At 69.2% G+C, this 25,424-nt stretch carries 20 protein-coding genes; 15 read left to right on the top strand and 5 right to left on the bottom strand.

Features of this window, described 5'->3' with window-relative positions:
- Positions 1–975, bottom strand: a complete 975-nt coding sequence (locus tag ACFWIW_RS06250; RefSeq protein WP_378367434.1) for a TerC family protein — start codon at positions 973–975, stop codon at positions 1–3.
- A 319-nt stretch (positions 976–1,294) separates the two neighbouring features.
- Between ACFWIW_RS06250 and ACFWIW_RS06245 the strand changes: the two genes are divergently transcribed.
- The 5 genes from ACFWIW_RS06245 to ACFWIW_RS06225 all read left to right on the top strand — a co-directional run bounded on the left by ACFWIW_RS06245 (position 1,295) and on the right by ACFWIW_RS06225 (position 8,133).
- A complete protein-coding gene (locus ACFWIW_RS06245; protein ID WP_378367433.1) occupies positions 1,295–4,204 on the top strand; it encodes an alpha/beta fold hydrolase in 2,910 nt (969 codons plus the stop codon).
- A complete protein-coding gene (locus tag ACFWIW_RS06240) occupies positions 4,197–5,156 on the top strand; it encodes an ABC transporter permease (protein WP_378367432.1) in 960 nt (319 codons plus the stop codon). Before ACFWIW_RS06245 ends, ACFWIW_RS06240 begins: the two co-directional genes overlap by 8 nt.
- Before the next feature lie 259 nt (positions 5,157–5,415).
- The gene (locus ACFWIW_RS06235; RefSeq protein WP_378367431.1) at positions 5,416–5,838 is read left to right on the top strand and encodes a hypothetical protein; all 423 of its coding nucleotides are present in this window, start codon (positions 5,416–5,418) and stop codon (positions 5,836–5,838) included.
- A gap of 42 nt (positions 5,839–5,880) precedes the next feature.
- Complete coding sequence (locus ACFWIW_RS06230; RefSeq protein ID WP_378367430.1) at positions 5,881–6,654, top strand: enoyl-CoA hydratase/isomerase family protein; 774 nt, start codon at positions 5,881–5,883, stop codon at positions 6,652–6,654.
- Positions 6,655–6,723: 69 nt separating this feature from the next.
- Positions 6,724–8,133, top strand: coding sequence for a S28 family serine protease (locus ACFWIW_RS06225; protein WP_378367429.1), 1,410 nt, complete (start codon positions 6,724–6,726; stop codon positions 8,131–8,133).
- 98 nt (positions 8,134–8,231) lie between these two features.
- Here ACFWIW_RS06225 and uvrB read toward each other — a convergent pair whose 3' ends face one another.
- Together uvrB and ACFWIW_RS06215 are read right to left on the bottom strand one after the other, a co-directional pair.
- Positions 8,232–10,388, bottom strand: coding sequence for an excinuclease ABC subunit UvrB (gene uvrB / locus ACFWIW_RS06220; protein ID WP_378367428.1), 2,157 nt, complete (start codon positions 10,386–10,388; stop codon positions 8,232–8,234).
- A 52-nt stretch (positions 10,389–10,440) separates the two neighbouring features.
- Positions 10,441–11,751 carry a DUF5685 family protein gene (locus ACFWIW_RS06215; protein ID WP_378367427.1) on the bottom strand — a complete coding sequence of 437 codons (1,311 nt, stop codon included), beginning with the start codon at positions 11,749–11,751 and terminating at the stop codon, positions 10,441–10,443.
- Between the two features lie 142 nt (positions 11,752–11,893).
- On the opposite strand from ACFWIW_RS06215, the gene ACFWIW_RS06210 reads away from it, so the two are divergent.
- From ACFWIW_RS06210 to ACFWIW_RS06200, 3 genes are all read left to right on the top strand, one after another.
- Positions 11,894–12,409 (top strand): DUF402 domain-containing protein, encoded by a 516-nt coding sequence (locus ACFWIW_RS06210; protein ID WP_378367426.1) that lies wholly within the window; start codon positions 11,894–11,896, stop codon positions 12,407–12,409.
- 138 nt (positions 12,410–12,547) lie between these two features.
- A complete protein-coding gene (locus ACFWIW_RS06205) occupies positions 12,548–14,062 on the top strand; it encodes an ArnT family glycosyltransferase (protein ID WP_378367425.1) in 1,515 nt (504 codons plus the stop codon).
- A gap of 90 nt (positions 14,063–14,152) precedes the next feature.
- A complete protein-coding gene (locus tag ACFWIW_RS06200; protein WP_378367424.1) occupies positions 14,153–15,673 on the top strand; it encodes an ArnT family glycosyltransferase in 1,521 nt (506 codons plus the stop codon).
- An 8-nt stretch (positions 15,674–15,681) separates the two neighbouring features.
- Here the strand turns inward: ACFWIW_RS06200 and coaE are convergent, their stop codons facing one another.
- Positions 15,682–16,866 (bottom strand): dephospho-CoA kinase, encoded by a 1,185-nt coding sequence (gene coaE, locus ACFWIW_RS06195; protein WP_378367423.1) that lies wholly within the window; start codon positions 16,864–16,866, stop codon positions 15,682–15,684.
- Between the two features lie 197 nt (positions 16,867–17,063).
- On the opposite strand from coaE, the gene ACFWIW_RS06190 reads away from it, so the two are divergent.
- Positions 17,064–17,288 (top strand): hypothetical protein, encoded by a 225-nt coding sequence (locus ACFWIW_RS06190; protein ID WP_378367422.1) that lies wholly within the window; start codon positions 17,064–17,066, stop codon positions 17,286–17,288.
- Between the two features lie 151 nt (positions 17,289–17,439).
- Here the strand turns inward: ACFWIW_RS06190 and rpsA are convergent, their stop codons facing one another.
- A complete protein-coding gene (rpsA, locus tag ACFWIW_RS06185) occupies positions 17,440–18,939 on the bottom strand; it encodes a 30S ribosomal protein S1 (RefSeq protein WP_007028125.1) in 1,500 nt (499 codons plus the stop codon).
- Between the two features lie 302 nt (positions 18,940–19,241).
- Here rpsA and ACFWIW_RS06180 point away from each other — a divergent pair, with 302 nt between their 5' ends.
- The 6 genes from ACFWIW_RS06180 to ACFWIW_RS06155 all read left to right on the top strand — a co-directional run bounded on the left by ACFWIW_RS06180 (position 19,242) and on the right by ACFWIW_RS06155 (position 25,413).
- Entirely contained in the window at positions 19,242–20,093 is an 852-nt protein-coding gene (locus tag ACFWIW_RS06180) for a class I SAM-dependent methyltransferase (RefSeq protein WP_378367421.1), read from the top strand.
- The gene (locus tag ACFWIW_RS06175; protein ID WP_378367420.1) at positions 20,090–20,992 is read left to right on the top strand and encodes a GNAT family N-acetyltransferase; all 903 of its coding nucleotides are present in this window, start codon (positions 20,090–20,092) and stop codon (positions 20,990–20,992) included. Before ACFWIW_RS06180 ends, ACFWIW_RS06175 begins: the two co-directional genes overlap by 4 nt.
- 207 nt (positions 20,993–21,199) lie before the next feature.
- Entirely contained in the window at positions 21,200–22,129 is a 930-nt protein-coding gene (locus ACFWIW_RS06170) for a GNAT family N-acetyltransferase (RefSeq protein WP_378367419.1), read from the top strand.
- A 139-nt stretch (positions 22,130–22,268) separates the two neighbouring features.
- A complete protein-coding gene (locus tag ACFWIW_RS06165; RefSeq protein WP_378367418.1) occupies positions 22,269–22,943 on the top strand; it encodes an ABC transporter ATP-binding protein in 675 nt (224 codons plus the stop codon).
- Entirely contained in the window at positions 22,940–24,835 is a 1,896-nt protein-coding gene (locus ACFWIW_RS06160; RefSeq protein ID WP_378367417.1) for a YhgE/Pip family protein, read from the top strand. Before ACFWIW_RS06165 ends, ACFWIW_RS06160 begins: the two co-directional genes overlap by 4 nt.
- Entirely contained in the window at positions 24,832–25,413 is a 582-nt protein-coding gene (locus ACFWIW_RS06155; protein WP_378367416.1) for a TetR/AcrR family transcriptional regulator, read from the top strand. The genes ACFWIW_RS06160 and ACFWIW_RS06155 overlap by 4 nt, the downstream gene beginning before the upstream one ends.
- Positions 25,414–25,424 lie beyond the last annotated feature (11 nt).

Genomic DNA, 25,424 nt, shown 5'->3' with positions numbered 1-25,424 from the left:
CTAACTACTGATTGAAGACTCCTGCTCAGCGGCTTCCAGCTTCTTCGCCTTCGCGAGGCTGGCCAGCGTCGTCACGGTCAGGACCACGACGATGACACCCAGGGAGACCCAGTTGTTGATGTCCAGCCAGTCCGGGACGACGTGGTACTCGTGCAGCGCGTGCAGGAACAGCTTGGCGCCGATGAAGGCGAGGATCACCGCGAGACCGTAGGACAGGTACACCAGCTTGGTGACCAGGCCACCGAGCAGGAAGTACAGCTGGCGCAGGCCCATCAGCGCGAACGCGTTGGCGGTGAAGACCAGGAAGGCCTCCTGCGTGATACCGAAGATCGCGGGGATCGAGTCGACGGCGAACAGCAGGTCCGCGCTGCCGATCGCGACGATCACCAGGAACATCGGGGTGATCCAGCGCTTGCCGTCCTTCTTCACGAAGGACTTGTGCCCGTGCCACTCCTCGGTGACCGGGAAGAGCTTGCGCACCCAGCGGGTGAGCGCGTTCTCCTCGTATTCCTCTTCTTCGTCCTTGTTGCGGACCATGCTGACCGCGGTCCAGATGAGGACGGCGCCGAAGAGGAAGAAGACCCAGACGAACTGCGCGATCAGCGCGGCGCCCACGGCGATGAACACGCTGCGCATGGCGAGCGCGAGCAGGATGCCGATCAGCAGCACCCGGTGCTGGTGGATCGCGGGCACCTTGAACGACGTCATGATGATCATGAAGATGAACAGGTTGTCGACGCTCAGCGAGTACTCGGTGATGTACCCGGTGAAGAACTGGACCCCTGGGTCGTGGCCGGCGAACACCCAGACACCGACGCCGAACGCGACGGCCACGGCGATGTAGAAGATGACCCACCGGGCGGCTTCGCCGGTGGTGACCTCATGCGGCTTGCGATCGACGATGACCAGGTCCAGCGCGATGAGCGCGAGCAGGCCACCGACCGTGGCGATCCATAGCCACAGGGGAACAGACATGTATCCAACCCTCCGGATAGTGCACAGCAGCAACTAACCGGAGGTCTCTTCCGCCGGTGCGAAACCGGCCGACGGTGCCGGGGGCCCGCGAAGGCCACCGTGCTGACGACACCGCCGCGAAGGAATACTCCCCTCACAGCTGGTCCAGTTTGACCTGTCTGTACGTCTGACGCCAGTTAAGGTTGCCCTTGTCACCAAGATGATGGCGTAACTCCCGTCACACCCACCTCTTCTCTCTCGCGGGGTTACCCGTTCCGGTGGTGGCCACACATCACGCTTGTGTGGTCCCTGTGTGCTGGAGGAGCGACTCTCAGGTTCGGTGAAATACGGTCATTCCGTGCCCCGAATCCCGCTCCCTCGTACGCGAGGCGCGAAGCTCACCGCGCTCGCCGCGGTCGTGGTGGTCCTGGCCGCCGCGGCCGTCGTGTGGACGAACAGCGAACCCGCGCCGTCCGCGGTCAGAACCCAGGACAAGACCCTCGATCTGCCCGAAACCCCGGGCTCTTCCGAGGTCGTCAAGATCGACACGACCACGTACCTGCCCGAACAGACCCCGGCTCCGGCCGTGCTGCTCGCCCACGGTTTCGGCGGCGACAAGAACAGCGTCGCCACCGAAGCCCGCGAACTCGCCGACAAGGGTTTCGTCGTGCTGACCTGGTCCGCGCGCGGTTTCGGCCGCAGCACCGGGAAGATCGCGCTGAACGACCCCGACCGCGAGGTCGCCGACGCCAGGAAGCTGATCGACACTCTCGCCTCGATGCCCGAGGTCCTCAACGACAACGGCGACCCGAAGGTGGCCGTGTCCGGCGCTTCGTACGGCGGCGCGCTCTCCCTGTTGCTCGCCGGGACCGACAAACGGGTCGACGCGATCGCGCCGGTGATCACCTACAACGATCTCGCGCAGGGCCTCTTCCCGAACGCCGCAGCCCCGGCCGCGCCGAACGCCACCACCCCGGCCGCCGGCGCGTTCAGCGCGGACGGCGTCTTCAAGAAGTCGTGGGCGGGCATCTTCTTCTCCGCCGGTTCCGGCGCGGCGCAGAGCGGCTCCCCCGCCAACGACGCACCCGAAGCGGGTGACGAGACGAGTGAATCCGGTGCGGCACAGGGCACGGGCGCGGCGGGGGCCGCGGCGCAGTCGCTGCCGCTCGGTGGTCCGAACGGACAACGGCCGCCGTCCGGCCCCGCCGACCCTTGTGGACGGTTCACCGCCGAGGTCTGCCAGGCCTACACCGAACTCGCCACCACCGGGAAGGCGAGCCAGAAGACCGTCGACCTGCTCCGCCGGGTCTCCCCCGCGTCCGTGACGGACAAGATCACCGTGCCGACCCTGCTGGTGCAAGGGGAAAGCGACACGCTGTTCGGGTTGGACCAGTCCGACGCGACCGCCCGGCAGATCTCCGCCGCGGGCGGCAAGGTCCGCACGATCTGGTACACCGGCGGCCATGACGGCGGGAAGCCAGGGCAGAAGCTGCGCGCGCAGATCGCCGACTTCCTCAAGTTCTCCCTCACCGGGCAGGGCACCGATCCCGGCACCGGGTTCAGTTACGACATCCAGGGCACACTGCGGGCGAACGGCGCCCCCTCGGTCCGGACCGTCAGCGCCCCGGCGTATCCGGGCGCGACCGGCGACGCCACCGAACGACGTCAGTTCGCCTTGGCGGGCACGGCCCAGGCCGTCGTCCGGCCCGCCGGCGGCAATCCCGCCGCGGTGAGCGGGATCCCCGGATTGAACGGCGCGGTGGCGGGCTCGTCGCGGCTTTCCGGGCTGTTCAGCCTCGACCCGCCGGGGCAGGCCGCGCAGTTCGCGACGCCGCCGCTCGACGCGCAGACGATCGCGGCCGGTTCCTCGACGGTCCGGCTCCAGGTCTCCGCGGATCCCTCCGCGGGGACTCCGCAGAAGGAAGCCGTCCTGTTCGCGAAGCTCTACGACGTCAACTCGGAAGGCGTCCGCACGCTTCCGGCCAACGCCGTCGCGCCGTTCCGCGTCTCCGGCCTGCCCGCCGACGGCAGCCCGGTCGAGGTGACGGTGACCCTGCCGGGCATCGTGCGGCCGCTGGAGGCCGGGCACACGCTCCGGCTGGTCGTCGGTACGACGGACCAGGCGTTCGCGACGCCGGTCGAGCCCGCGGTGTTCCGCATCGGGCTGGCGGACGGTGGACGGCTCGCCATCCCGGTCGTGCCGGGCAACTCCGTCGGCGCGGGTGCGCCCATCGCGCAGTTGCTCGGGATCGCCGGGACACTGCTCGCGGGGATCGCGATCACGGTGATCGCCGCGTTCCGCCGCCGCCGCGCCCACGACGTCGACGAGAGCCTGGCGAAGACGCCGCTGGTGATCGAAGGTCTGCGCAAGGCCTACGCGGGCGGTTTCGTCGCGGTGAAGGATCTGTCCTTCCGGGTCGAACCCGGCCAGGTGCTCGGCCTGCTCGGGCCGAACGGCGCGGGCAAGACGACGACCCTGCGCATGCTGATGGGCCTCATCACGCCGACCGCGGGCACCATCCGCGTGTTCGGCCATTTGATCGCGCCCGGCGCGCCGGTGCTGTCCCGGATCGGGTCCTTTGTGGAGGGTTCGGGTTTCCTGCCGCACCTGTCCGGCAAGGAGAACCTGGAGCTGTACTGGGCGAGCACGGGCCGCCCGAAGGACAAGGCGCATTTCGCCGAAGCTTTGGAGATCGCCGGGCTCGGCGACGCGGTGAACCGGCGGGTCCGCACCTACAGCCAGGGCATGCGGCAGCGGCTCGCGATCGCGCAGGCGATGCTCGGCCTGCCGGAGCTCATGGTGCTCGACGAGCCGACCAACGGGCTCGACCCGCCACAGATCCACCAGATGCGCGAGGTGCTCCAGCGCTACGCGGCGACCGGGCGCACCGTGGTGGTCTCGAGCCACCTGCTGGCCGAGGTCGAGCAGACCTGTACGCACGTGGTCGTGATGCACCGCGGCATGCTGGTCGCTTCGGGTGAGGTCGGCGAACTGGCCGCGTCCAGTGGCGAAGCGACGTTCCGCGTCGACAAGCCCGCCGAAGCGGCCGAAGCGCTACGAAAGGTCGGTGGCGTTTCCGGCGTCGACGTCGACGGGGAACTGGTCCACGCGGATCTCGACGGTCTCGCGCGCGCCGAGGCGGTCGCCGTCCTGGTGCGGGCCGGGGTCGCGGTCGAGCAGGCCGGGCCGCGGCGGCGGCTGGAAGACGCGTTCCTGCAGCTGGTCGGAGAGGACTCGAAGGGTGAGTAAGACCAATGGTTCCGGCCCGGCGACCCGGGCGGATCACGGCGTGCACACCGATCCGGCGGCGCTGCTGGAGCTGACCGAGGTCGCGTCGCACGAACCGACCGAGGTCGGCCCGGACGGGGCGGTGGCGGGATACCGCGCCGACCGGACGCTGAAGCTGGGCGTCGAACTGAAGCGGCAGCTCAAACGGCGGCGAACCCAGCTGATGCTGGGATTCGTGGCACTGCTGCCGTTCATCCTGGTGATCGCGTTCGAGATCGGGCAGGCCAACCCGAACCGCCGCAGCGGCGGCTTCGTCGACCTCGCCACCGCGAGCGCGCCGAACTTCGTGGTGCTCGCGCTGTTCGTGTCCGGGACGTTCCTGCTGCCGATGATCGTGGCGTTGTTCTACGGCGACACGATCGCGAGCGAGGCGTCTTGGTCGAGCCTGAAATACCTGCTCGCGATGCCGGTCCCCCGGCATCGGGTGCTGCGGCAGAAGGCGATCGTCTCCGGCATCCTCTCGGCGGTCGCGCTGATCCTGTTGCCGCTGGTGTCGCTGGTGGTCGGCGTCATCTGGTACGGCGCCGGCGACGCGATCAGCCCGACCGGGGACGCGGTGTCGTTCGGCGACAGTCTCATCGCGATGGGGCTGGCGACGATCTACATCATCCTGCAGCTGGCGTGGGTGGCCGGACTGGCGATGCTGCTCTCGGTCGCCACCGACGCCCCGCTGGGCGCCGTCGGCGGCGCGGTGATCGTCGCGATCGTCTCGCAGATCCTCGACCAGATCACCGCGCTCGAAGGGCTGCGGGACTATCTGCCGACGCATTTCGCGTTCTCGTGGATGGATCTGATCTCGACCGACATCGACTGGACGAACATGGCCAACGGCATGTTGTCGGCGGCGTTGTACGGCACGGTGTTCTTCCTCCTCGCCGGCCGCCGGTTCGCGACGAAGGACATCACCAGCTGAGAGCGTTTCCGCACTGGATAAACGACCGGGGTCCACCGGGAAGACGAAATCCTCTTCCCTGGTGGGCCCCGGTTTTCACTGGCCGTGGCGACCTTCACCCATTAGCGCCGGTAACCGGTGTTTCATGCGCATGAGAACATCTGTTTTCCGATCATCGACTCATTGGGTGAAAAGCTCGCATTCACCTTCGGAGACCTCCGGGTAATCCTTATCTTCAGTGAATAAGGTGCCGACGCGAGAAGAAAGCGGGGACGTCACCATGACCCAGTCAGTCGAGACCCCGGTCCAAGAATTCTCTCTTGATTGGACCATGAGCGCCGGCAAGGGCGGCCGGGTCGGATTCGCCGTCTCGGGCCAGGTGACGCTTCTCGACAACAATCGGTTCTACAAGATCGACGGGGTCCTCTACATCTCCGAGGGCAGCACCTACTGCCGTGAGATCGGCAACCCGCATCTGTTCGTCCGGCGCAACGGCGTCGAGGAGAGCGGCAGGCAGTGGGGCTGGGAGACCATCTGCAACCGCAAGTCCTGCAGCAGGCTGTGCTCGATGGACGCCTACTTCGTGCGCACCGGCTACTGGGCGCCCGCCGACCGCGCCATCCAGCTCAGCATCGGCGCCGAGACCGGCTGGAACCGCAAACGGTCCTTCAGCCCGACGGTCACCGTGCGGCTGAGGGACTAGCGGTCCACTGTAGATCCGCGCGGGCTCGGGTACGGTCGGCCCATGGCCACCTCCTCGATCCGCGTGGACGACGAAGGCGGGATAGCCGTCGTCACCCTGCAGCACGGCAAGGCGAACACCCTCGACACCGAGTTCTGCCAGGAACTCGTCGTCCGGCTCGAAGACGTGCAGCTGGGCGGCTATCGCGGTGTCGTCCTGACCGGTATCGGCGGCATCTTCTCCGCGGGCGTCGACCTGCGGCGGGTGCACGACGGCGGCACGGGTTATCTCGAGGACTTCCTGCCCGCGCTGTCGGACGCGTTCCTCTCGGTGTTCGGTTTCCCCGGTCCGGTGGTCGCGGCCGTCAACGGACACGCGATCGCCGGCGGGGCGGTGCTCGCCGCCGCCTGCGACCGCCGGGTCCTCGCCGACGGCCCCGGCCGGATCGGGGTCACCGAACTGCTCGTCGGCGTGCCGTTCCCGTTGGCGGCGTTGGAGATCCTGCGGTCCGGGTTCGGCGCCGACATCCTCGCCGAACTCGCGTTCCTCGGTGAGACCCATCTTCCGGCGGACGCGCTCCGGCTCGGCTTGGTGCACGAGGTGATCGCGCCGGGGAACGTCGTCGAGCGGGCGGTGGAGGTGGCCCGGAAACTCGCCGAGGTTCCCGCCGCCACGTACGCGCACACGAAGGCGCAGCTGCACCGGCCGTTCCACGAGCGGATCGCCGAACACCGCACCGGCGACGACGCCCACGTCCTCGACCTGTGGAGCTCCCCCGAAGCCCGCGCGGCCATCAAGGCCTACGTCGACAAGGTGCTGCGCGGCTCGACCGGATAGGCGATTGCCCACCGGCGGTGACTCTGTGAGTATCCGACCGCTCAACAGGTCCCGATGGGGAGGGCATGGATGCGGAAGCTCACGGCCGCGTGGTCGGTTCTGGCGACCACCGTTCTCGCACTGGCCGGGCTTGCCCCGGCCGCGCAGGCGGCACCCGACGACATCAAGGAGGCGCTCGGGCGGATCCCCGGGCTGACCGTCGTCTCCGAGAACCCGGCGCCGACCGGATACCGGTTCTTCAAACTCACCTACACCCAGCCCGTCGATCACCGCAGGCCGGACGGCGGCACCTTCCAGCAGCGTTTCACGTTGCTGCACAAGGAATTCCGCTCACCGACCGTGGTGTACACGAGCGGGTACAACGTGTCCCAATCGCCCAACCGCTCGGAGCCGACACAGCTCGTCGACGGCAACCAGCTGTCGATGGAATACCGCTTCTTCACCCCCTCGCGGCCCGAGCGGCCGGACTGGGGCAAGCAGCTGACGATCTGGCAGGCCGCCGCCGATCAGCACCGCGCCGTCGAGGCGTTCAAGCGGATCTATCCGGGCAAATGGCTCGCGACCGGCGGCAGCAAGGGCGGCATGACGGCGACCTACTTCCGTAGGTTTTTCCCGGACGACGTCGACGCGACGATCCCGTACGTCGCGCCCAACGACGTCATCAACTCGCACGATCGCTACAACGCCTTCCTGGCGAACGTCGGCAACGATCCGGCCTGCCGTTCGGCGCTGAAGGCGATCCAGCGTGACGTGCTGACCCGGCGCTCCGAGTTCGCGGCGCTCGCCGCCGCCGACGCGGCCAAGAACGGTTACACGTTCAAGACCGTCGGCTCGGCCGATGTGTCGCTGGAGATCTCGGTGATCGACTCGTACTTCGCCTTCTGGCAGTACCAGAGGCAGTCGGACTGCGCGACGATCCCGAAGGCGGGTGCCCCGGCGGCCGAGGTCTACGCCTGGTTCGAACGCGTCGAGAGCCTCAACACCTACTCCGACCAGAACCTCGAGGTCTACGTCCCGTACTACTTCCAGGCGGCCTATCAGCTCGGCGCCCCCGAGTCCTACGAGGGCTATCTCCGGGACCTGCTGCGCTACCCGGGCTCCAACGTGTCGCGGACGTTCGTGCCGAAGTCGGTCGACATCCCGCGGTTCGACCATCTGGCGATGCCGGACATCGACTTCTGGGTGAAGTCGCGGGGGAAGCGGCTGATGTTCGTCTACGGCGGGAACGACCCGTGGGGTGCCGAGCCGTTCAAGCTCGGCTTCGGCACGAAGGACTCCTACAGCTACACGGTGCCGGGCGGGAATCACGGCGCCCGGATCTCGCAGCTTCCCGCGGAGCAGGCCGCCGAAGCGACGAACACCGTGCGGCGCTGGGCCGGTCTGCCGCCCGTTTCGCCGGGCGTCAGCACGCGTTCGGCGCCCGCCGGGTTCCCGGACTTCGACGCCGACCTGACCATGCTGGAACGCCGTCGCCTCTGACCCACCCTCGTGAGTGGTAAGGACGGTTAGAACCGTCCTTACCACTCACGAGACCCAAGGGTCAGGCGAGCGGGTCGACCACCGGACGAAACGCGGCATTACTTGATGCCGGCCGCGTCCATTCCCCGGAGCTCCTTCTTGAGATCCGAGACCTCGTCACGCAGCCGGGCCGCCAGTTCGAACTGCAGGTCGCGCGCGGCCTGCATCATCTGGTCGGTCATCTGCTGGATGAGGTCGGCCAGTTCGGCGCGCGGCATCCCGGCGACGTCCTTGTCCGCCAGCATCCCGGAGCTGCGTACGCGGTCGCCCTGCTCGGGCTTCTTGCCACGCGAGGAGTTCCGGCCCGAACCACCGACGGCGACCGACTCCGTGTCCTCGGCCTCGCTGTAGACGCGGTCCAAGATGTCGGCGATCTTCTTCCGCAGCGGCTGCGGGTCGACACCGCGTTCCTCGTTGTAGGCGACCTGCTTGGCGCGGCGGCGATCGGTTTCGTCGATGGCGTGCTGCATCGAGTCGGTGATCTTGTCCGCGTACATGTGCACCTCGCCCGACACGTTTCGCGCCGCGCGGCCGATCGTCTGGATCAGCGACGTGCCACTGCGGAGGAAGCCCTCCTTGTCCGCGTCGAGGATCGCGACCAGCGACACCTCGGGCAGGTCGAGGCCCTCACGGAGCAGGTTGATGCCGACCAGCACGTCGAAATCGCCCGCGCGCAGCTGCCGCAGCAGCTCGACCCGGCGCAGCGTGTCCACCTCGGAGTGCAGGTACCGCACCCGGATACCCAGCTCCAGCAGGTAGTCGGTGAGGTCCTCGGCCATCTTCTTGGTGAGCGTGGTGACCAGGACACGCTCGTCCTTCTCGGCCCGCTCGCGGATCTCGTGCACCAGGTCGTCGATCTGGCCCTCGGTGGGCTTCACGACGACCTTCGGGTCGACCAGACCGGTGGGCCGGATGACCTGCTCGACGAACTCGCCGCCGGCCTGCCCCATCTCGTACGGCCCCGGCGTCGCCGACAGGTACACCGTCTGCCCGATCCGGTCGCTGAACTCCTCCCAGGTCAGCGGCCGGTTGTCGACCGCGCTGGGCAGCCGGAAGCCGAAGTCGACCAGGTTCCGCTTCCGCGACATGTCGCCTTCGAACATGCCGCCGATCTGCGGGACCGTCTGGTGCGACTCGTCGATGACCAGCAGGAAGTCGTCCGGGAAGTAGTCGATGAGCGTGGCGGGCGCGGAGCCGGCGGACCGGCCGTCGATATGCCGCGAGTAGTTCTCGATACCGGAGCAGAACCCGACCTGGCGCATCATCTCGATGTCGTAGGCGGTGCGCATCCGCAGCCGCTGCGCCTCGAGCAGCTTGCCCTGCTTCTCCAGCTCGGCCAGCCGCTCCTCCAGCTCGGCCTCGATACCGCGGATGGCCTTCTCCATCCGCTCCGGGCCCGCGACGTAGTGCGTGGCCGGGAAGATGCGGACCTCGTCGACCTCTTTCACGATGTCGCCGGTGAGCGGGTGCAGGTAGTAGAGCTTTTCGATCTCGTCGCCGAAGAACTCGACACGGATCGCCAGCTCTTCGTACGCCGGGATGATCTCGACCGTGTCGCCGCGGGCGCGGAAGGTGCCGCGCGCGAAGGCGATGTCGTTGCGGGTGTACTGCACGTCCACCAGCGCGCGGAGGAAGACGTCGCGGTCGAGCTGTTCGCCGACCTTCAGCTTCGTCGACCGGTCGAGGTACGACTGCGGGGTGCCGAGGCCGTAGATGCACGAGACACTCGCGACCACGATGACGTCACGCCGGGACAGCAGGTTCATCGTCGCCGAGTGCCGCAGCCGCTCGACGTCGTCGTTGATCGACGAGTCCTTCTCGATGTAGGTGTCCGTCTGCGCGATGTACGCCTCGGGCTGGTAGTAGTCGTAGTAACTGACGAAGTATTCGACCGCGTTGTGCGGGAACAGCTCCCTCAGCTCGTTCGCCAGCTGCGCGGCGAGCGTCTTGTTCGGCGCCATCACCAGCGTCGGGCGCTGGACGCGCTCGATCAGCCAAGCCGTCGTCGCCGACTTGCCGGTACCCGTGGCGCCGAGCAGCACGACGTCCTTTTCGCCCGCCTTGATCCGGCGTTCGAGCTCGTCGATGGCCGCCGGCTGGTCACCGGCGGGTTTGTATTCGCTGACCACCTCGAACCGGCCGCCGGTCCGGGGGATGTCCGTGACGGGGCGGAAGTCCGACTGGGCGAGCACGGGGTGTTCGGTTGCGAAAGCCACGGGAACCAGAGTAGGCGCTGGGTCCGACAGTTTCTTCGATCCCCTGGTCAGCTCAGCACGAGCAGTCACAGCAGTTGCAGCAGTCACAACCGTCACAGTTGTTGCACCAGGCCTCGTGCGGCTTCCCGCTCCACGCCCCGGGGAACGGGTCCCGGCAGCAGACCTGGCACGAACAGCACATGTAGGTCGCCACCGCGCAGCCGAAGAAGAACCCTCGCGGCTGGGCGGGCACCCGGAACTTCGGCGTCCAGCAGCAGCCGCCCTGGCCGTCGGTCGGCGGGCCGCCGTGCTTCCGCTTCTTCTTCGGCGGCTCCTGCGGCGGGCCACCGCCACCGGGAGCGCCCTGCGGCGGGACAGGCCCCGGAGGCGGCGCCTGGTGTCCGCCCGGCGGGTAGGGCGGCTGAGGATAGGGCTGTTGCTGATACGGCTGGTGGGGATGCTGTTGCGGCCGGGGTCCGGGCCCGATCCAGCCCGGCGGCGGCTGCTGGGGACCGTGCCCGTGACCGCTGAGATGGTGCCCGAAGGAACGTCGCACCGCCTGCCGCAGTTCGTGCACAAGGAGCGCGTGAATCAGCTTCGGCTGCTCGAACCGCACTTCGCGAAGGGCGAGTTCGACACCGAGCACGGCGTCGTCGCACAGCCGTCGCGCCTCGGCGAGGCCGGTGCCGGTGGCCGTCAGCGGGTTCCACGCGCCGGCGGCCTCGTCCTCGGCGAGGTCCTCGACGGCGTCGAGCAGGTGAGCCGCCCTGCCGAACAGGCGCCCGGCCTCGGCCAGCGGCGCGGCGTTCTCCGGACGGCCCGCGATGACCGCGGTGTGCGCGAACGCGGCCGCCGTCGCCAGTTCGGCCGGTTCGGTGGCGAGCACGGCCGAATCACCCAGGTGGAGGGCGCGCTCGATCTCGCCCTGCCGGTCGACGGCCTCGGTCAGGACCGCCGTGTCGAAGCCGATCCGGACGCCCGTGCGGCTCCCCTGATCCGCCCAACGTGTCGCGACCCGCTTCGCGGCGAGAGCGACGGAACGCCGCGCGAAGGCGCCGTCACGGTCCTCGACGTGGTCACTGATCTTGGCCGACGCCAGCACCAGGGAGACCGCCGCCGCGAGCTGGGCACCGCCGCCCTTCGCGACCGACGTTCCCTTCATCGCCCGAAGCGGGCAGGGGCCGGCTTCGCGCCGCCCCTCCGCGCGCGGCGACTGGGCTTCGACGAGCGCCGAGATGATCAAGCCGTCGTAGTTCGTCACCATTCGGGCGAGATGTCCGTGTTCGTCGCGCAGTGCGAGGCACAGCCCGCAGAGATGGGCGAGCCACTCCGCGTGCAGACCGGCGGAAAGCCGGTGGCGGCACGGCCTGATGATCCCGAACATACGTCGACTCCCACTCACCCCTACGGCGCAACCAGCGCACCTTATCCGGCCGGCCGGCTCCGCTCCCCCGGAACCGCGAAACCGTGATCGTCCACCCGGTTGGGCGGTGTTCGCGGGCGTCGGCGCCTTCCAAGATGGGCGGATGACCGCGCTGCATCCGCCGAAGGTCGAGTACTTCGACCCGGCCGCGAAGACCAACACCGATCCCAAGGGCTTCGTGAGGGACGTCGACGAATACCGCGAAGAACCCTTCGGCCTCTACATGGCGCGGCCGACCCCGGGACGGACGCAGTTCCACTACATCGAGTCATGGCTGCTGCCCGATCTCGGCCTGCGGATCACCGACTTCTGGTTCAACCCCGGCCACGAACGCGATCAGGACTTCTACCTCGACGTCGTCGACATCCGGCGCGAGGACGGCGTCTGGGTGGCCACCGACCTCTATCTCGATCTCGTGCTGCGGGACAAGAAGTCCGTCCAGGTGATCGACACCGACGAACTCCTCGCCGCGGTCACCGCCGGGCTGCTTTCCCCAGCCGACGGCGAACGCGCGCTCGGCATCAGCCACACGACCGTCGACGGACTGGCCACTCACGGCCACGACCTGCGCGGATGGCTGTCCACAAAGGACATCACGCTCGGCTGGAGACGGCACTGAGCCACCGCCATCCATCGTTCGGCTGATCTTCGCTCATCCCTTGGGCGCGCGGATCCCGACCGGCCGATGGATACCGGGAGGGGCGCCATTGCGGGACTCTCGATCACGGCGTAACCGATCGAGAGGGGGCGGATACCCGTGGTCATCGAGACCGAGGGGCTCCGAGAACGCACGAAGACCGCGCCGTTCGCGAGGGCACCGGTGCTGGCGATCGCCGGCGCGATGGGGGCGGTTCTCGCGGCGACGGCGGGTCGCTATGGCTACTTCGGCGACGAGTTGTACTTCCTGGCGGCCGGTCGGCATCTGGACTGGGGGTATGCCGACCAGCCGCCGCTGTTGCCGCTACTGGCCCGGCTGATGGACGGATTCGGCGCCGATTCGCCGTTCGTCCTACGGATCCCGGCGATGCTGGCGATGGTCGCCGGGGTCGTGCTGACGGCGCTCGTCGCCAGGGAACTGGGCGGCGGCCGCAAAGCGCAGACCGTCGCGGCGGCGACCTTCGCGGTTTCCCTCCAGATGCTGGGCAGCGGGCACTACCTGGCGACCAGCACGATCGACCCGTTCTTGTGGACACTGCTGGTCTGGCTGCTCGTGCGCTGGGTGAGGACGCGCGAGGACGGGCTTCTGCTCTGGAGCGGAGTGGTCACCGGCTTCGCGCTGAACACGAAGTTCCTCATCGGCGGCTTCTGGCTGGTCGCGCTGATCGCCGCGGCGCTGTCCGGGCCCCGCGACCTCGTCCGCCGTCCGGCGCTGTGGCTCGGCGCGCTGATCGCCGCCGCGATGATCGCGCCCACGCTCGTCTGGCAGGCGGCGAACGGCTGGCCGCAACTGACCATGGGCGCGGCGATCTCCCAAGAGGTCTCGGCGGGCTGGGGCGGACGGGCCACGTTCGTCCCGACACTGGTGATCAGCGCCGGAGTGCCGGTGGGGATGATCCTGGTCGGCTACGGCCTGTGGCGGCTGCTGCGGTCCGAACGCCTGCGCCCGTATCGTTTCCTCGGCTGGACCGCGCTCGGCGTCCTCGCCCTGTTCGTGCTCGCGAACGGGCGCTACTACTACGCGGCGGGGATGTTCGCCCCGCTGTTCGCGGCCGCGGCTGTGGAGATCGAAGCGGGTCAGGCGTCGAAGTACTGGCGTTGGATCGTGGCTTGGCCGGTGTACGTCGTGGCCGCGGTGGTCGCGATCCCGCAATCGCTCCCGGTCCTCCCGAGGGCTGAGCTGGCGAGTGCGCCGGAGTGGGCCCGGCCGGTCTTCGCCGTGGAGGAGATCGGCTGGCGGGAGATCACGGAGTCGGTGGCCCGGGCGTACCGGACCGTGCCCGATCCGTCCCGTACCGGCGTCATCGCGGCGAAGTACTGGCAGGCGAGCGCGATCGACCACTATGGACCGGAGCTGGGGCTCCCGTCGCCGTCGAGTCCCAACCGCGGCTACGCGACGCTGCCGAGGCCGCCGGAATCGGCCCGGGACGTCCTGTTCGTCGGGAACGACCCTTCGGGACTTGTGCCGCACTTCACGCGGATCCAGGAGATCGGCGCGCTCGACAACCGGGCCGGGGTCGCGAACACGAGTCAGGGCATGAAGATCTGGCTGGCCACCGGCCGGAACGGGACTTGGGACACGGTATGGCCGAAGCTCACGGACTGGGGCTTCTGATGCCTCACCGGTCCTCTCACGACCGACGCGCCAGGCCGGTGGCACGTAAGGTGCGAGAGGACCGGCACCCGAGGGATCTGCGAGGAATGGATGGAAGCCGCCCACGCGGCCGAAACACCGACCGCGTCCAGTGCGGCGTTCGCCCGGCTCCCGGTGGGACTGCTCGCCGCCGCGGCCGCGGCGGTGCTGATGGCGACGGCGTGGCGCTACGGCTACTTCGGCGACGAGCTGTACTTCCTTTCCGCGGGCAAGCGGCTGGCCTGGGGTTACGCGGATCAGCCGCCGGTGCTCCCCTTCCTGGCGCTGGCGATGGACACGCTCGCGCCGGGCAACGTCTTCGTGTTCCGTCTGCCCGCCGTCCTCGCGACGGCCGCCGGTGTCGTGTTCACCGGGCTCATCGCCTACGAGATGGGCGGGGACCGCCGTGCGCAGACCCGCGCCGCCGCCGCGTACGCGATCTGCGGGCAGTTCCTCGGCAGCGGGCACTACCTGGCCACTTCGACGATCGATCCGGCGTTGTGGGCGCTCATCGCGTGGCTGCTCGTCCGGTGGATACGGACGCGTGACGACAACCTACTGCTGTGGCTGGGCGTGGCGACCGCCGTCGCACTGAACGTCAAACTCCTCATCGCGACGTTCTGGGTCGCCGCCGGGATCGCGATCCTGCTCTTCGGGCCCCGGGATCTCTTGCGCAGGCCCAAACTCTGGGCCGGTGCGGCGATCGCCGCGGTGTCGATGGTGCCGACGCTCTGGTGGCAGGCCGCGAACGGCTGGCCGCAGCTGGAGATGGGCGACGTCATCGCCCACGAGACCACCGGAGGCTGGAGCGGGCGCGCCGGGTTCCTGCCCGCCCTGCTGACCGGGGCCGGGCTCGGCATCGGTGTCGTCGGTGTCCTTTACGGACTCTGGGTCCTGTCGTTCTCGCCTAGGCTGCGCGCCTACCGGTTCCTCGGCTGGACGACCGTCGGCGTGATCGCGCTGTTCATCCTGTCCAACGGCCGGTACTACTACGCGGCGGGCATGTTCGGTGTCCTGTGGGCCGGTGCGGCAGTCCACTTCGGACAGTTGAAGCCATCGCTGTGGTTCCGCTGGATCCCGACCTGGCCGGTGTTCCTGCTTTCCGCGCTGTACACCCTCCCGTACGCGTTGCCCGTGTGGCCCGCCGCCTGGCTCGCGGAGGGCCGCGATGTACCGCGTCCGGCGTACGCGCTGGAGGAGATCGGCTGGCCGGACCTCGCCCGTTCGGTCGCCGACGCCTATCACCGGCTCCCGCCGGAGCAGCGGGCAAGCACCACCCTCGTCACGGCCGGCTACTGGCAGGCCGGAGCGCTGGACCGGTACGGCGCCGACCATGGGCTGCCCGCCGTGTACAGCCCGAGCCGCGGGTTCTGGTACTTCGGGCATCCACCCGAGACCGCGGACAGCGTCCTGTTCGTCGGTCCGGATCCCGCGCGGCTGCTCCGGTCCTTCACCGACGCCCGGATCGTCGCGCGCGTGGACAACGCGGCCGGTGTCCGCAACGTGAGCCGCGGGATGCCGATCTGGCTGGTCACCGGCCATACCGAAACCTGGGCGACGGCGTGGCCGGGGTTGAGGGAATTCCGAGTATGACCTGAGGCTTACGGAGTCCAGCCGGCCGATTCCGCCCAGGCGTCGGCGCGGGTGAAGGCGGCGTCGACCCAGACCTGCTTCTCGTCGGTGTATCGCTCGACAGTCCCGTCGCCGGCGTGCTTCGCGGCCATGGCGTTCTTGACCGCCGCATAGGTGTCGCGTTCGCCGGGGTTCCGTCGCAGCCATTCCGGGAACAGCAGCGCGAGCCGCCAGGCCGGGGTCTCCTGCGAGCGGACGTGCAGGTTGACCGGACGCCGGGGGTCGCCGCCGAAGTGGAACCGCTTGGGCCAGGTGCCCTCTTCACCGTGCGCGTCGTCGTACCACTCCCCGTCCGCCCGCGGGAACCCCGCGTCGGAGAGCGCGTCCGCCAGCTCGTCGGCCTTGTCCAAAGTGGACACCGTCAGCTGGAGGTCGAGGATGTCCTTGGCGGGCAGGCCCGGCACGGACGTCGAACCGATGTGATCGACCCGCACGGCCTTGTCGCCCACCACCACGCGGATCCGCGCGAGCGCCCGCTCGGCCTGCGCCGGCCACGTCTCGTCGTACGGCGCGATCTTCGGCGACATCGGCGCGCGCGGCTTGCGGAGCCGCACATTCGCCTCGAACGGGGTCAGCCGGTCCGCCCACAGCGCGTCGACCTCGGCGAGCACGATGTCGGGCGCTCCGCTGTTGTCGAACCACACGTCGGCCACCGCCCGGCGCTGATCGGTCGTGGCCTGCGCCTTGATCCTGGCTCGCGCGTCCGTTTCCGCCATTCCCCGTGCCTCGACCAGGCGGCGGACCCGGACCTCCTCCGGCGCGTCGACCATGACGACGAGGTGGTACATCGGCGCCAGCCCGCCCTCGACCAGCAGCGGGATGTCGTGGACGACGATCGCGTCCGGCGCGGCGGCCGCCATCAGCTCGGCCGTCCTGGCGCCGACCCTCGGATGGACGATCGAGTTCAGCCGCTTGCGCGAGTCCTCGTCGGCGAACGCCTTCGCGGCGAGCGCGGCCCGGTCGAGCGCGCCGTCGGAGGCCAGGATGTCTTCCCCGAAGGCCTCGACGAGCTCGGCGAGGCCCGGCGTCCCCGGTTCGACGACCTCCCTGGCGATCTTGTCGGAGTCGATGAGGACGGCGCCGTGCTCGGAAAGCCGGTTCGCCACCGTCGATTTTCCGGCGCCGATCCCGCCGGTCAGGCCCACACGCAGCATGTCGATCAGCCTAGTGGCGCGAACCGGGCCGACCGCGCAGGGTCACGAGATGTACGCATCCGGCACAGAAGGATGCAAAAGGCAAGTTCATAGTGACGCGTTACACGACCTTTATGGGTGACACGCCGGGCGGTTACGCCGTATCGGGAGCCTGATTGCGTACCGTGCGCGGCGAAGGTAGCCCACACGGAGGAAAGATGGCAGACGGCAAGCACGTCGGAAGGCACCGGCTCGGTACGCCGGGCCTGGTGCACTGTGTCCTCCATCGTCCCGTGGCCGAGGCCCTCGCCGAATACCGTCGCACGTGGTTGAGCGCGCTCCTGGTTCCGGCCAAGCACAGCTTCGCCGGCCTCCGCCGCAAGGCCCGCGCCGCGGCGCTCGAACGCGTCTGGGTGCCGTCCGTCCGGACCGCCACCTCCTGACCTCGCTCTCTCCCCTACCGCATTCAGTCCTCTGAATGCGGTAGTTGCGCGTGCAAGGACCGCATTCAGAGGACTAAACGCGGCAAAGACAGCGGCCCCGGTCCGTGTGGACCGGGGCCGCTGTCTGTCAGCTACTGGCTGAGCGCCTGGATCACGCGCCGCCCGACAGCTTCTCGCGGAGAGCCGCGAGCTGCTCGTCGCTGGCGAGCGTGCCACCGCTCTTGGCCTCGGCCGGAGCGGAGGTGTAGCTCTGCTCGCCCGAGTCGCCGGAGGTGACACCGGTCGCGGCGTCGGCCGCGGCTTCCGCGTCGGCCTCGGCGGCCTTCTGGACCTGCTTCATGTGAGCCTCGTAGCGGGTGTGAGCCTCGGCGTACTGACGCTCCCACTCCTCACGCTGCTTGTCGAAGCCTTCCTGCCACTCCTGGGTGTCCGGGTCGAAGCCTTCGGGGTAGATGTAGTTGCCCTCGGCGTCGTACTCGGCGGCCATGCCGTACTGAGTGGGGTCGAACTCGGTCTCCGGCGTGACGCCCTCGTTCGCCTGCTTCAGCGACAGCGAGATGCGACGACGCTCGAGGTCGATGTCGATGACCTTGACCATCACGTCGCCGTTGACCTGGACGACCTGCTCCGGGATCTCCACGTGGCGCTCGGCCAGCTCGGAGATGTGCACCAGGCCCTCGATGCCCTCCTCGACGCGCACGAACGCACCGAACGGGACGAGCTTGGTGACCTTGCCCGGCACGATCTGGCCGATCGCGTGGGTGCGGGCGAACTGACGCCACGGGTCTTCCTGGGTCGCCTTCAGCGACAGCGAGACGCGCTCGCGGTCCATGTCGACGTCCAGAACCTCGACCGTGACCTCCTGGCCGACCTCGACGACCTCGGACGGGTGGTCGATGTGCTTCCAGGACAGCTCGGAGACGTGCACCAGGCCGTCGACGCCACCCAGGTCCACGAAGGCACCGAAGTTGACGATGGACGACACGACGCCCTTGCGGACCTGGCCCTTGGCGAGCGCGTTGAGGAACTCGCTGCGCACCTCGGACTGGGTCTGCTCCAGGTAGGCGCGGCGGGACAGGACCACGTTGTTGCGGTTCTTGTCCAGCTCGATGATCTTCGCCTCGAGCTCGCGGCCGACGTACGGCTGCAGGTCGCGCACGCGGCGCATCTCGACCAGCGACGCGGGCAGGAAGCCGCGCAGGCCGATGTCCAGGATGAGGCCGCCCTTGACGACCTCGATGACGGTGCCCTTGACGGGCTCGTCCTTCTCCTTGAGCTCCTCGATCGTGCCCCAGGCGCGCTCGTACTGCGCGCGCTTCTTGGACAGGATCAGACGGCCTTCCTTGTCCTCCTTCTGGAGAACCAGGGCTTCGACCTCATCGCCGACGGTGACAACCTCAGCCGGGTCGACATCGTGCTTGATGGAGAGCTCGCGCGAGGGGATGACACCCTCGGTCTTGTAGCCGATGTCGAGCAGGACCTCGTCACGGTCGACCTTGACGATGGTTCCTTCGACGATGTCGCCATCGTTGAAGTACTTGATCGTCTTGTCGATCGCAGCGAGGAAGTCTTCCTCCGACCCGATGTCGTTGATAGCGACTTGCTGGGGCCCGGCGGGGGCGGTCGGGGCGGTGGCGGTGTCGGTCGTCATTAGGCGGGTTGCTCCGGTGGATGGGAAGTAGTGGGTTTGCAGTTAGGGCACCATGGGCTTCCGACATGAGGCGACCGCAAAAGCAAACGTCCACAGGGAACGACCGCGAGCATCACCGCATCCGGTACGCGACCCCCTGACCCGGACGCTGAGCGAACCGGGGGAAAGAGTAGCGCGAACCCACTGCGCTAACAGATATCCTACGCGGCCCCCTGTACACGGCACAATCAGGGTCGCCCCCACGATCACGACGGGCGGATAAGCTGTGCCGCGAAGCCCTGACCTGGGGAAAGGATATCGGTTTGAGCCAGCAGTCCGTCACCGAGCCCGATCGGCACGCACAGGCCGAGGAGCGGCTCGGCACCGCGGGGGTCGCCTACCGGGCGGTCTCGGCGCCGGAAGCGACCGCCGCGAACCTGGCGTGGTGGGACGCCGACGCCGACGACTACCAGGCGACGCACGGCGGGTTCCTCGGCGACGCGGACTTCGTCTGGTGCCCGGAGGGCGTCCGCGAAGCCGATGTCGCGCTTCTGGGTGAAGTGGCCGGCAAGCGGATCCTCGAAGTCGGCTGCGGGCAGGCGGCCTGCTCGCGCTGGCTCGCCGCGCAGGGCGCCGAGGCGGTGGCGACCGATCTGTCGGCGGGCATGCTGCGGCACGCGAGGGAGGGCAACGAGCGGACCGGCACGCCCGTCCCGCTCGTGCAGGCGACGGCGGAGTCGCTCCCGTTCGCCGACGCCAGCTTCGACGCCGCCTGCTCGGCTTTCGGCGCGGTGCCGTTCGTGGCGTCGGTGGACGTCGTGTTCGCCGAAGTGCGCCGGGTGCTCAGGCCGGGTGCCCGCTGGGTGTTCTCGGTGACCCATCCGATGCGGTGGATCTTCCCCGACGATCCCGGACCGCAGGGCCTCACGGTCACCCAGCCGTACTTCGACCGCACGCCGTACGTCGAGGTCGACGAAGAGGGTGTCGCGACGTACGTCGAGTACCACCGCACCCTCGGCGACTACGTCCGCGCGCTCGCCGACGCCGGTTTCGCGCTCACGGATCTCATCGAGCCCGCCTGGCCGGAGGGTCACACCCGCACCTGGGGGCAGTGGAGCCCGTTGCGCGGCAAGCTCTTCCCCGGCACCGCGATCTTCTGCACGCAGCGGGGATGACCCCGGCGGCGGAACGGCAGCGGGCGCGGTTCGCCGCGCTCGACCCGTTGCTTCCGCCGCCGCCCCCGCTCCCGCCTGGCGAACCCCTCGAAGCGGGAGGTGCCACCGGGACGATCACGCACGTGCGGTTCGCGGCGGGTTCATGGCAACGGCTCTGGGGCCCCGCGCATCTGCAGATCCTCTCCGCGGTCCTCCCCCTCGACGCCTTCGCGGGCATGAGCGCGCTGCTCTCCGCCTGGCGCGAGCGGATCGCGCTCGACGACGCCGAACCCGATTCGTCATGCACGGTCACCTGGCCCAGCCGTGACGTCGCGGTCTCGCGGGCCCTGCTCGACCACGGGCTCGCACCGCAACTGGCGCTGGCCGTCCGGGCGCCCGCGGCGGGGGAAGCGCATTCCGTGCCCGGCGTGACCGTCCGCGCGTCGTCACGGGGTGATCTGGAGGAGATCGTCGACCTTCGGTTCGAAGAACTTCGCTACACCTCGCTCGTCGGCCACGGTGTCGTCCGGCCGGGCGCCAAGGCCCTGCTCGCGGAAGAGGTCCGGCGCGGCCTGCAGTTCGGCGGCCGCGTCTGGATCGCCGAAGAGGACGGGGTCACGGTCGGGATGGTGACCGGCGGAAAGCGCTCCCCGATCCCCGGCGACGCGCTCGCCGGACGCTTGCCGCCGGGCGAATGGGGTTACGTCGGGACGCTCGCGGTCACCGCGGCCGCGCGGGGACGCGGGATCGGGCGCGCGCTGACCGCCGTCGCGCACGACGAGCTGTTCTCGCCGTCGCTGCGCGGTACCTTCGTCTCGTACAATCCGGCGAATCCGCTGTCCCCGGTGTTCTGGCACCGGCAGGGTTATCGTCCACTGTGGACGACGTGGGCGGCCGCCCCGGCCGCGGCCCTTCGGTAGCGGTGCCCGGCGCGGCCGGCCCTGAGAGCCTGTTGGCGGAGCTGAGGATTTGTCCGGAAAGTGACCATACGCGTGAACCCGCCCGGCCGAAGGCCCCGCTATCGCGGTGGCAGGGCGCCTTCACCACCTTCGCGACCCGAAAGACCAGCGCGCGCCCTGCCGACGTCGATCGCGGACGCGGGTTCACCTACAGACACTGAGGACGGGATGGAAATCGAGAAGACCTTGTTCGACGCGCACCGCGCCCGGTTCGCGTCGATCGACAGGTTCCTGCCCGAGGCGGCGCCGGCCCCGGTCGTCGGCGAACGCGTGGACGCGGCCACCGCGGCGGGCGTCCAGGTCACCGGGGTGGTGCAGCGTCAGTTGCACGGCCCCGACGACGTCCCCCTGCTGTGGTCGGCCGCCGACGTGCGCCAGCTCTTCCCGTTCATCGGGAACACCGGCACCGAGGGCATGGACGTGCTGCTGCGCGCGTGGCGGACGTGGATGGACGCCGAATCCCCCGGCGAGGACTCGTCCTGTGTGGTCAACTGGCCGAGCCGGGACGCCGAGGCGATCCGCGCCTTCCTCGACCACGGGCTGGTGCCGATGTCCGCGCTCGCCGTGCGCACCGGAAGCCATCGGGACGACCCTGCCGCCGAGGGCGTGACCGTCCGCCGCGCCCGGCGCGACGACTTCGACACCGTGCTCGCGATGGCCGTGTCGACCCACGACTACATCGGGCAGGTCGCCACCCGGCACCGCCCGAACGCCGCCGAACTGCTCGCCCCGGCACTGGAAACCGCGCTCGACAAGGACGTCCCGCTGCTGTGGCTGGCCGAACGGGACGCCCGTATCGTGGCGTTCGCGCACGGCGCGTGGATCACGTCGTCGGCGGGGTCGGCCGAGGCCGAACTGCTCCCCCACGGCCGCTGGGGCTACGTCAACAACGTCGTCACCGTGCCCGGCCTGCGCGGGAGCGGACTCGGCCGCACACTGATGTCGGCGGTGCACAAGGAGTTCGCCGCCGACGGCGCGGACGGCACCTACCTCTACTACAACCCGACCAACCCGCTCTCCTCGGTGTTCTGGCACCGGCAGGGTTATCGTCCACTGTGGACGTCCTGGGAGGTCCACCCGGCGTCGGCCCTGCGTTAGCCGTCCGGTTTGCGGGGGTTTCGTCACTCTTGTGTGTGACGTAAGCCCCCCAAGGTTGTGCACCTCCCAGGTCAGGGCTAACTTTTGAACTGACCAGTCAGTTTAAAAGTTCCGCGAGTCACCGACCTGGGAGTTCTTCGTGCGGGTTCAAGCCGACAGGGTGTCCGTGACCGGACCCCACGGCACGTTGCTGTCGCCTACTTCGCTCACCGTTTCGGGTGGTGAGCTGGCGATCGTGCACGGCGAGCCAGGGGTCGGCGTCACCGCCTTCGGGCTGGCGCTGGCAGGCAGGCTGAAGCCGGCCACCGGGACGGTGACCGTCGAGGGCGGTGACCCGCACAAGGTCGTCGCGGTCGTCGACTCCCCCGGTGTGAGCGAGCCGGACGGCGCGTTGCCGCTGCAGGTCGTCGTCGGGGAGGAACTCGAACTGGCGAAGCGCCCGGCGAACAAGGCCGCCGTCGCGACCTGGCTGGCCGAGCACGACGCCGCCGCCTTCGCCACCACGCGCTTCGAAAATATCGAACCGGTGACGCGCACCCGGCTGCTCACCGCGCTCGCCGCGGGCCGCGAGGGCGTCGGCGTCCTCGTGCTCGACACCCCGGACAGGCACACCAGCGACGTCGACAGCTGGGCGCGGCTCGCCCGCGAACACGCCGAGCGCGGCCTCGCCGTCATCGTGCTGACCGCCACCACCCCGGTTTCGGCCCTGCCGGAGAAGCCCGCCCTCTGCGGCGCCCTCGAGCAGCCCGACCCCGTGCGCTGCGCGCCGGCCGAAACCGAGGAGATCGAAGAGACTTCAGGAGACCAGGCATGAACCCCGTCCGGATCGCCGCCAACGAGCTGCGCCGGCTGAGCAGCGGCACCCTGCCGAAGCTCGCCATGGCCGCGCTCGTGCTGGTGCCGCTGCTCTACGCGTCCTTCTACCTCTACGCGAACTACGACCCGTACTCGCGCCTGGACAAGCTGCCCGCCGCCGTCTTCACCTCCGACACCGGCGCGAAGGACTCGGCCGGTGTGGAACGCAACGTCGGCCGCGAGGTCACCGACGAACTGGTCAAATCCGGCACGTTCCAGTGGCACGAGGTGTCACAGGACGAGGCGGCGAAGGGAGTCCGCGACGACAAGTACTCGTTCGCGATCGGCATCCCGCGCGACTTCTCCACGGCGCTGCTGTCCTCGGGCAACTTCCAGCCCCAGCAGGCGACGATCACGCTGACCACCAACGACGCGAACAACTACCTGTCCGGGACCATCGCGAAACAGGTGGCCGAGCAGGTCCGCAAGACGATCGCGGAGAAGGTCGGCAGCGAGGCGGCGGACAAGTTCCTGGTCGGCTTCTCCACGATCTACGGCAAGATCCAGGAGGCCTCGACGGGCGCTTCGCAGCTCGCCGACGGCGCCGGCAAGCTCAAGACCGGGCAGCAGCAGCTGGCCGACGGCGCCAATCAGCTCGCCTCCGGCAGCTCCCAGCTGGCGACCGGGCTCGGCACCCTGAAATCCAGCACCGCCCAGCTCCCCGCGCAGACCCAGAAGCTCGCCGACGGCGCCGGCAAGGTCGCCGACGGGAACCAGAAGGTCGCCGACGCCGCCTCGCTCGCGGCGACGGCCTCCGGCGACATCCAGGCCAAACTCGACGGCTACCGCACCCAGCTCGCACAGGACCTGCGCGACGCCGGCGTCCCCGAGACGAAGGTCCAGGAGATCCTGAGCCGCCTCGACACCCTCCGGTCGCCGGTCGACCAGGCGAACACGAAGATCCAGGGCGCGAACAGCCAGCTCGCCCAGCTCGCGTCCGGTGCCCGGCAGGTGTCCGACGGCGCGCACCAGCTGGCCTCGGCCACGCCGCAGCTCACCAGCGGCATCGCGCAGGCGGCCGACGCTTCCGTGCAGATCCGCGACGGCGCCGCGAAGCTCAACGACGGCGAGCGGACCGCGGTCACCGGCACGAACCAGCTCGCCGACGGCTCGGTGCAGCTGCGCGACGGGCTCGCGGCCGGGCTCAAGGAGATCCCGAATCCGGACGACCCCACCCGGGCGGCGACCGCCAACACCATCGCGGACCCGGTGGCGGTCAACTCCTCCGGCGTCGCCTCGGCCGGGACCTACGGCGCGGGTCTCGCCCCGTTCTTCATCTCGCTCGCGACCTGGATCGGCGCGTTCGTGCTGTTCCTGTTGCTGCGCCCGCTCTCGACCCGCGCGCTGACCGCCGGCGCGTCGCCGTTCAAGGTCGCCCTCGGCGGCTGGCTGTCCTCGGCGCTGCTCGGGATCGCGCAGGTGATCGTGCTGTTCGGCGCGGTGACCTGGCTGGTCGGCATCGACGTCGCGCATCCGCTCGGCGCGATCGGGTTCGCCATCCTGGTGTCGCTGACCTTCACGTCGGTGGTGCACGCGCTCAACGCGTTCTTCGGCGCCGTCGGGAAGTTCCTCGGCCTGGTACTGCTGGTGCTCCAGCTGGTGAGCGCGGGCGGCACGTTCCCGTGGCAGACCATCCCGGACGCGCTGTACCCGCTGCACATCGCGCTGCCGATGGGTTACGCGATCGACGGGTTCCGGCACCTGCTCTACAGTGGCGCCTCGATGGAGATCCTCGGTGACATCGGTGTCCTTCTCGCGTATCTCGTCGGCGGGATCCTGGTCTCGACACTGGCGGCGCGGAAACGGCGCACCTGGACGGTTTCGGCGCTGAAACCCGAGCTGGCGTTGTGAGCCCCCGGGGTGAGGCGACGAAGCAGAAGCTGTTCGAAGCGACGCTGCGGTTGTCCGCCAGCCGTGGCCTCGTCGGGCTGACGGTGGACGACATCGCGGCCGAGGCGAAGGTCGCGAAGGGCACCGTCTACTACAACTTCGGCAGCAAGGACGGTCTTGTCGACGCACTGCTGCGCTACGGCGTCGGCGTGCTCGCGGACCGGCTGCGCGCGGCGACCGGCGACGGCGACCCGATGGACGTGATCGAGTCGCAAGTGGACGGTGCGCTGGAGTTCATCGCCGAATACCCCGGTTTCTCGCAGATCCTGGTGAGCGAGATGTGGCGCACGCCCGGCACCTGGCACGAGACGCTGACGCTGCTGCGCGAGGAGATCATTTCGATCGTGCGCGATCAACTCCACCGGCTGGACGCCGCCGGGCGGCTGCCCGACGGCGTCCAGATCCAGACGGCCGCGGCGGGATTGTTCGGCACGATGCTGGTGGTCGCCCTCGACTGGCAGGTGTTCCAGCCGAAACGGACCAGGGACGACGTGCGGGAATCGGTGATGGTGCTGATCCGGGGCCTCGGGCGGAGCTGAAGGACGCTTTC

Origin of the sequence: Amycolatopsis sp. NPDC058340 (assembly GCF_042723975.1) — a bacterium.
In the GTDB taxonomy this organism is placed as follows: domain Bacteria; phylum Actinomycetota; class Actinomycetes; order Mycobacteriales; family Pseudonocardiaceae; genus Amycolatopsis.
Note: the sequence above shows the minus strand (reverse complement) of the source record. Positions and strands in the feature narration are given on the sequence as shown.

Excerpts from the sequence above, each read along its gene's own strand:
- ACFWIW_RS06250 (WP_378367434.1), bottom strand. The coding sequence starts at position 975 with ATGTCTGTTCCCCTGTGGCTATGGATCGCCACGGTCGGTGGCCTGCTC.
- ACFWIW_RS06235 (WP_378367431.1), top strand. The coding sequence starts at position 5,416 with ATGACCCAGTCAGTCGAGACCCCGGTCCAAGAATTCTCTCTTGATTGG.
- ACFWIW_RS06230 (WP_378367430.1), top strand. The coding sequence starts at position 5,881 with ATGGCCACCTCCTCGATCCGCGTGGACGACGAAGGCGGGATAGCCGTC.
- ACFWIW_RS06225 (WP_378367429.1), top strand. The coding sequence starts at position 6,724 with ATGCGGAAGCTCACGGCCGCGTGGTCGGTTCTGGCGACCACCGTTCTC.
- ACFWIW_RS06215 (WP_378367427.1), bottom strand. The coding sequence starts at position 11,751 with ATGTTCGGGATCATCAGGCCGTGCCGCCACCGGCTTTCCGCCGGTCTG.
- ACFWIW_RS06210 (WP_378367426.1), top strand. The coding sequence starts at position 11,894 with ATGACCGCGCTGCATCCGCCGAAGGTCGAGTACTTCGACCCGGCCGCG.
- ACFWIW_RS06200 (WP_378367424.1), top strand. The coding sequence starts at position 14,153 with ATGGAAGCCGCCCACGCGGCCGAAACACCGACCGCGTCCAGTGCGGCG.
- coaE (WP_378367423.1), bottom strand. The coding sequence starts at position 16,866 with ATGCTGCGTGTGGGCCTGACCGGCGGGATCGGCGCCGGAAAATCGACG.
- ACFWIW_RS06190 (WP_378367422.1), top strand. The coding sequence starts at position 17,064 with ATGGCAGACGGCAAGCACGTCGGAAGGCACCGGCTCGGTACGCCGGGC.
- rpsA (WP_007028125.1), bottom strand. The coding sequence starts at position 18,939 with ATGACGACCGACACCGCCACCGCCCCGACCGCCCCCGCCGGGCCCCAG.
- ACFWIW_RS06175 (WP_378367420.1), top strand. The coding sequence starts at position 20,090 with ATGACCCCGGCGGCGGAACGGCAGCGGGCGCGGTTCGCCGCGCTCGAC.
- ACFWIW_RS06170 (WP_378367419.1), top strand. The coding sequence starts at position 21,200 with ATGGAAATCGAGAAGACCTTGTTCGACGCGCACCGCGCCCGGTTCGCG.
- ACFWIW_RS06160 (WP_378367417.1), top strand. The coding sequence starts at position 22,940 with ATGAACCCCGTCCGGATCGCCGCCAACGAGCTGCGCCGGCTGAGCAGC.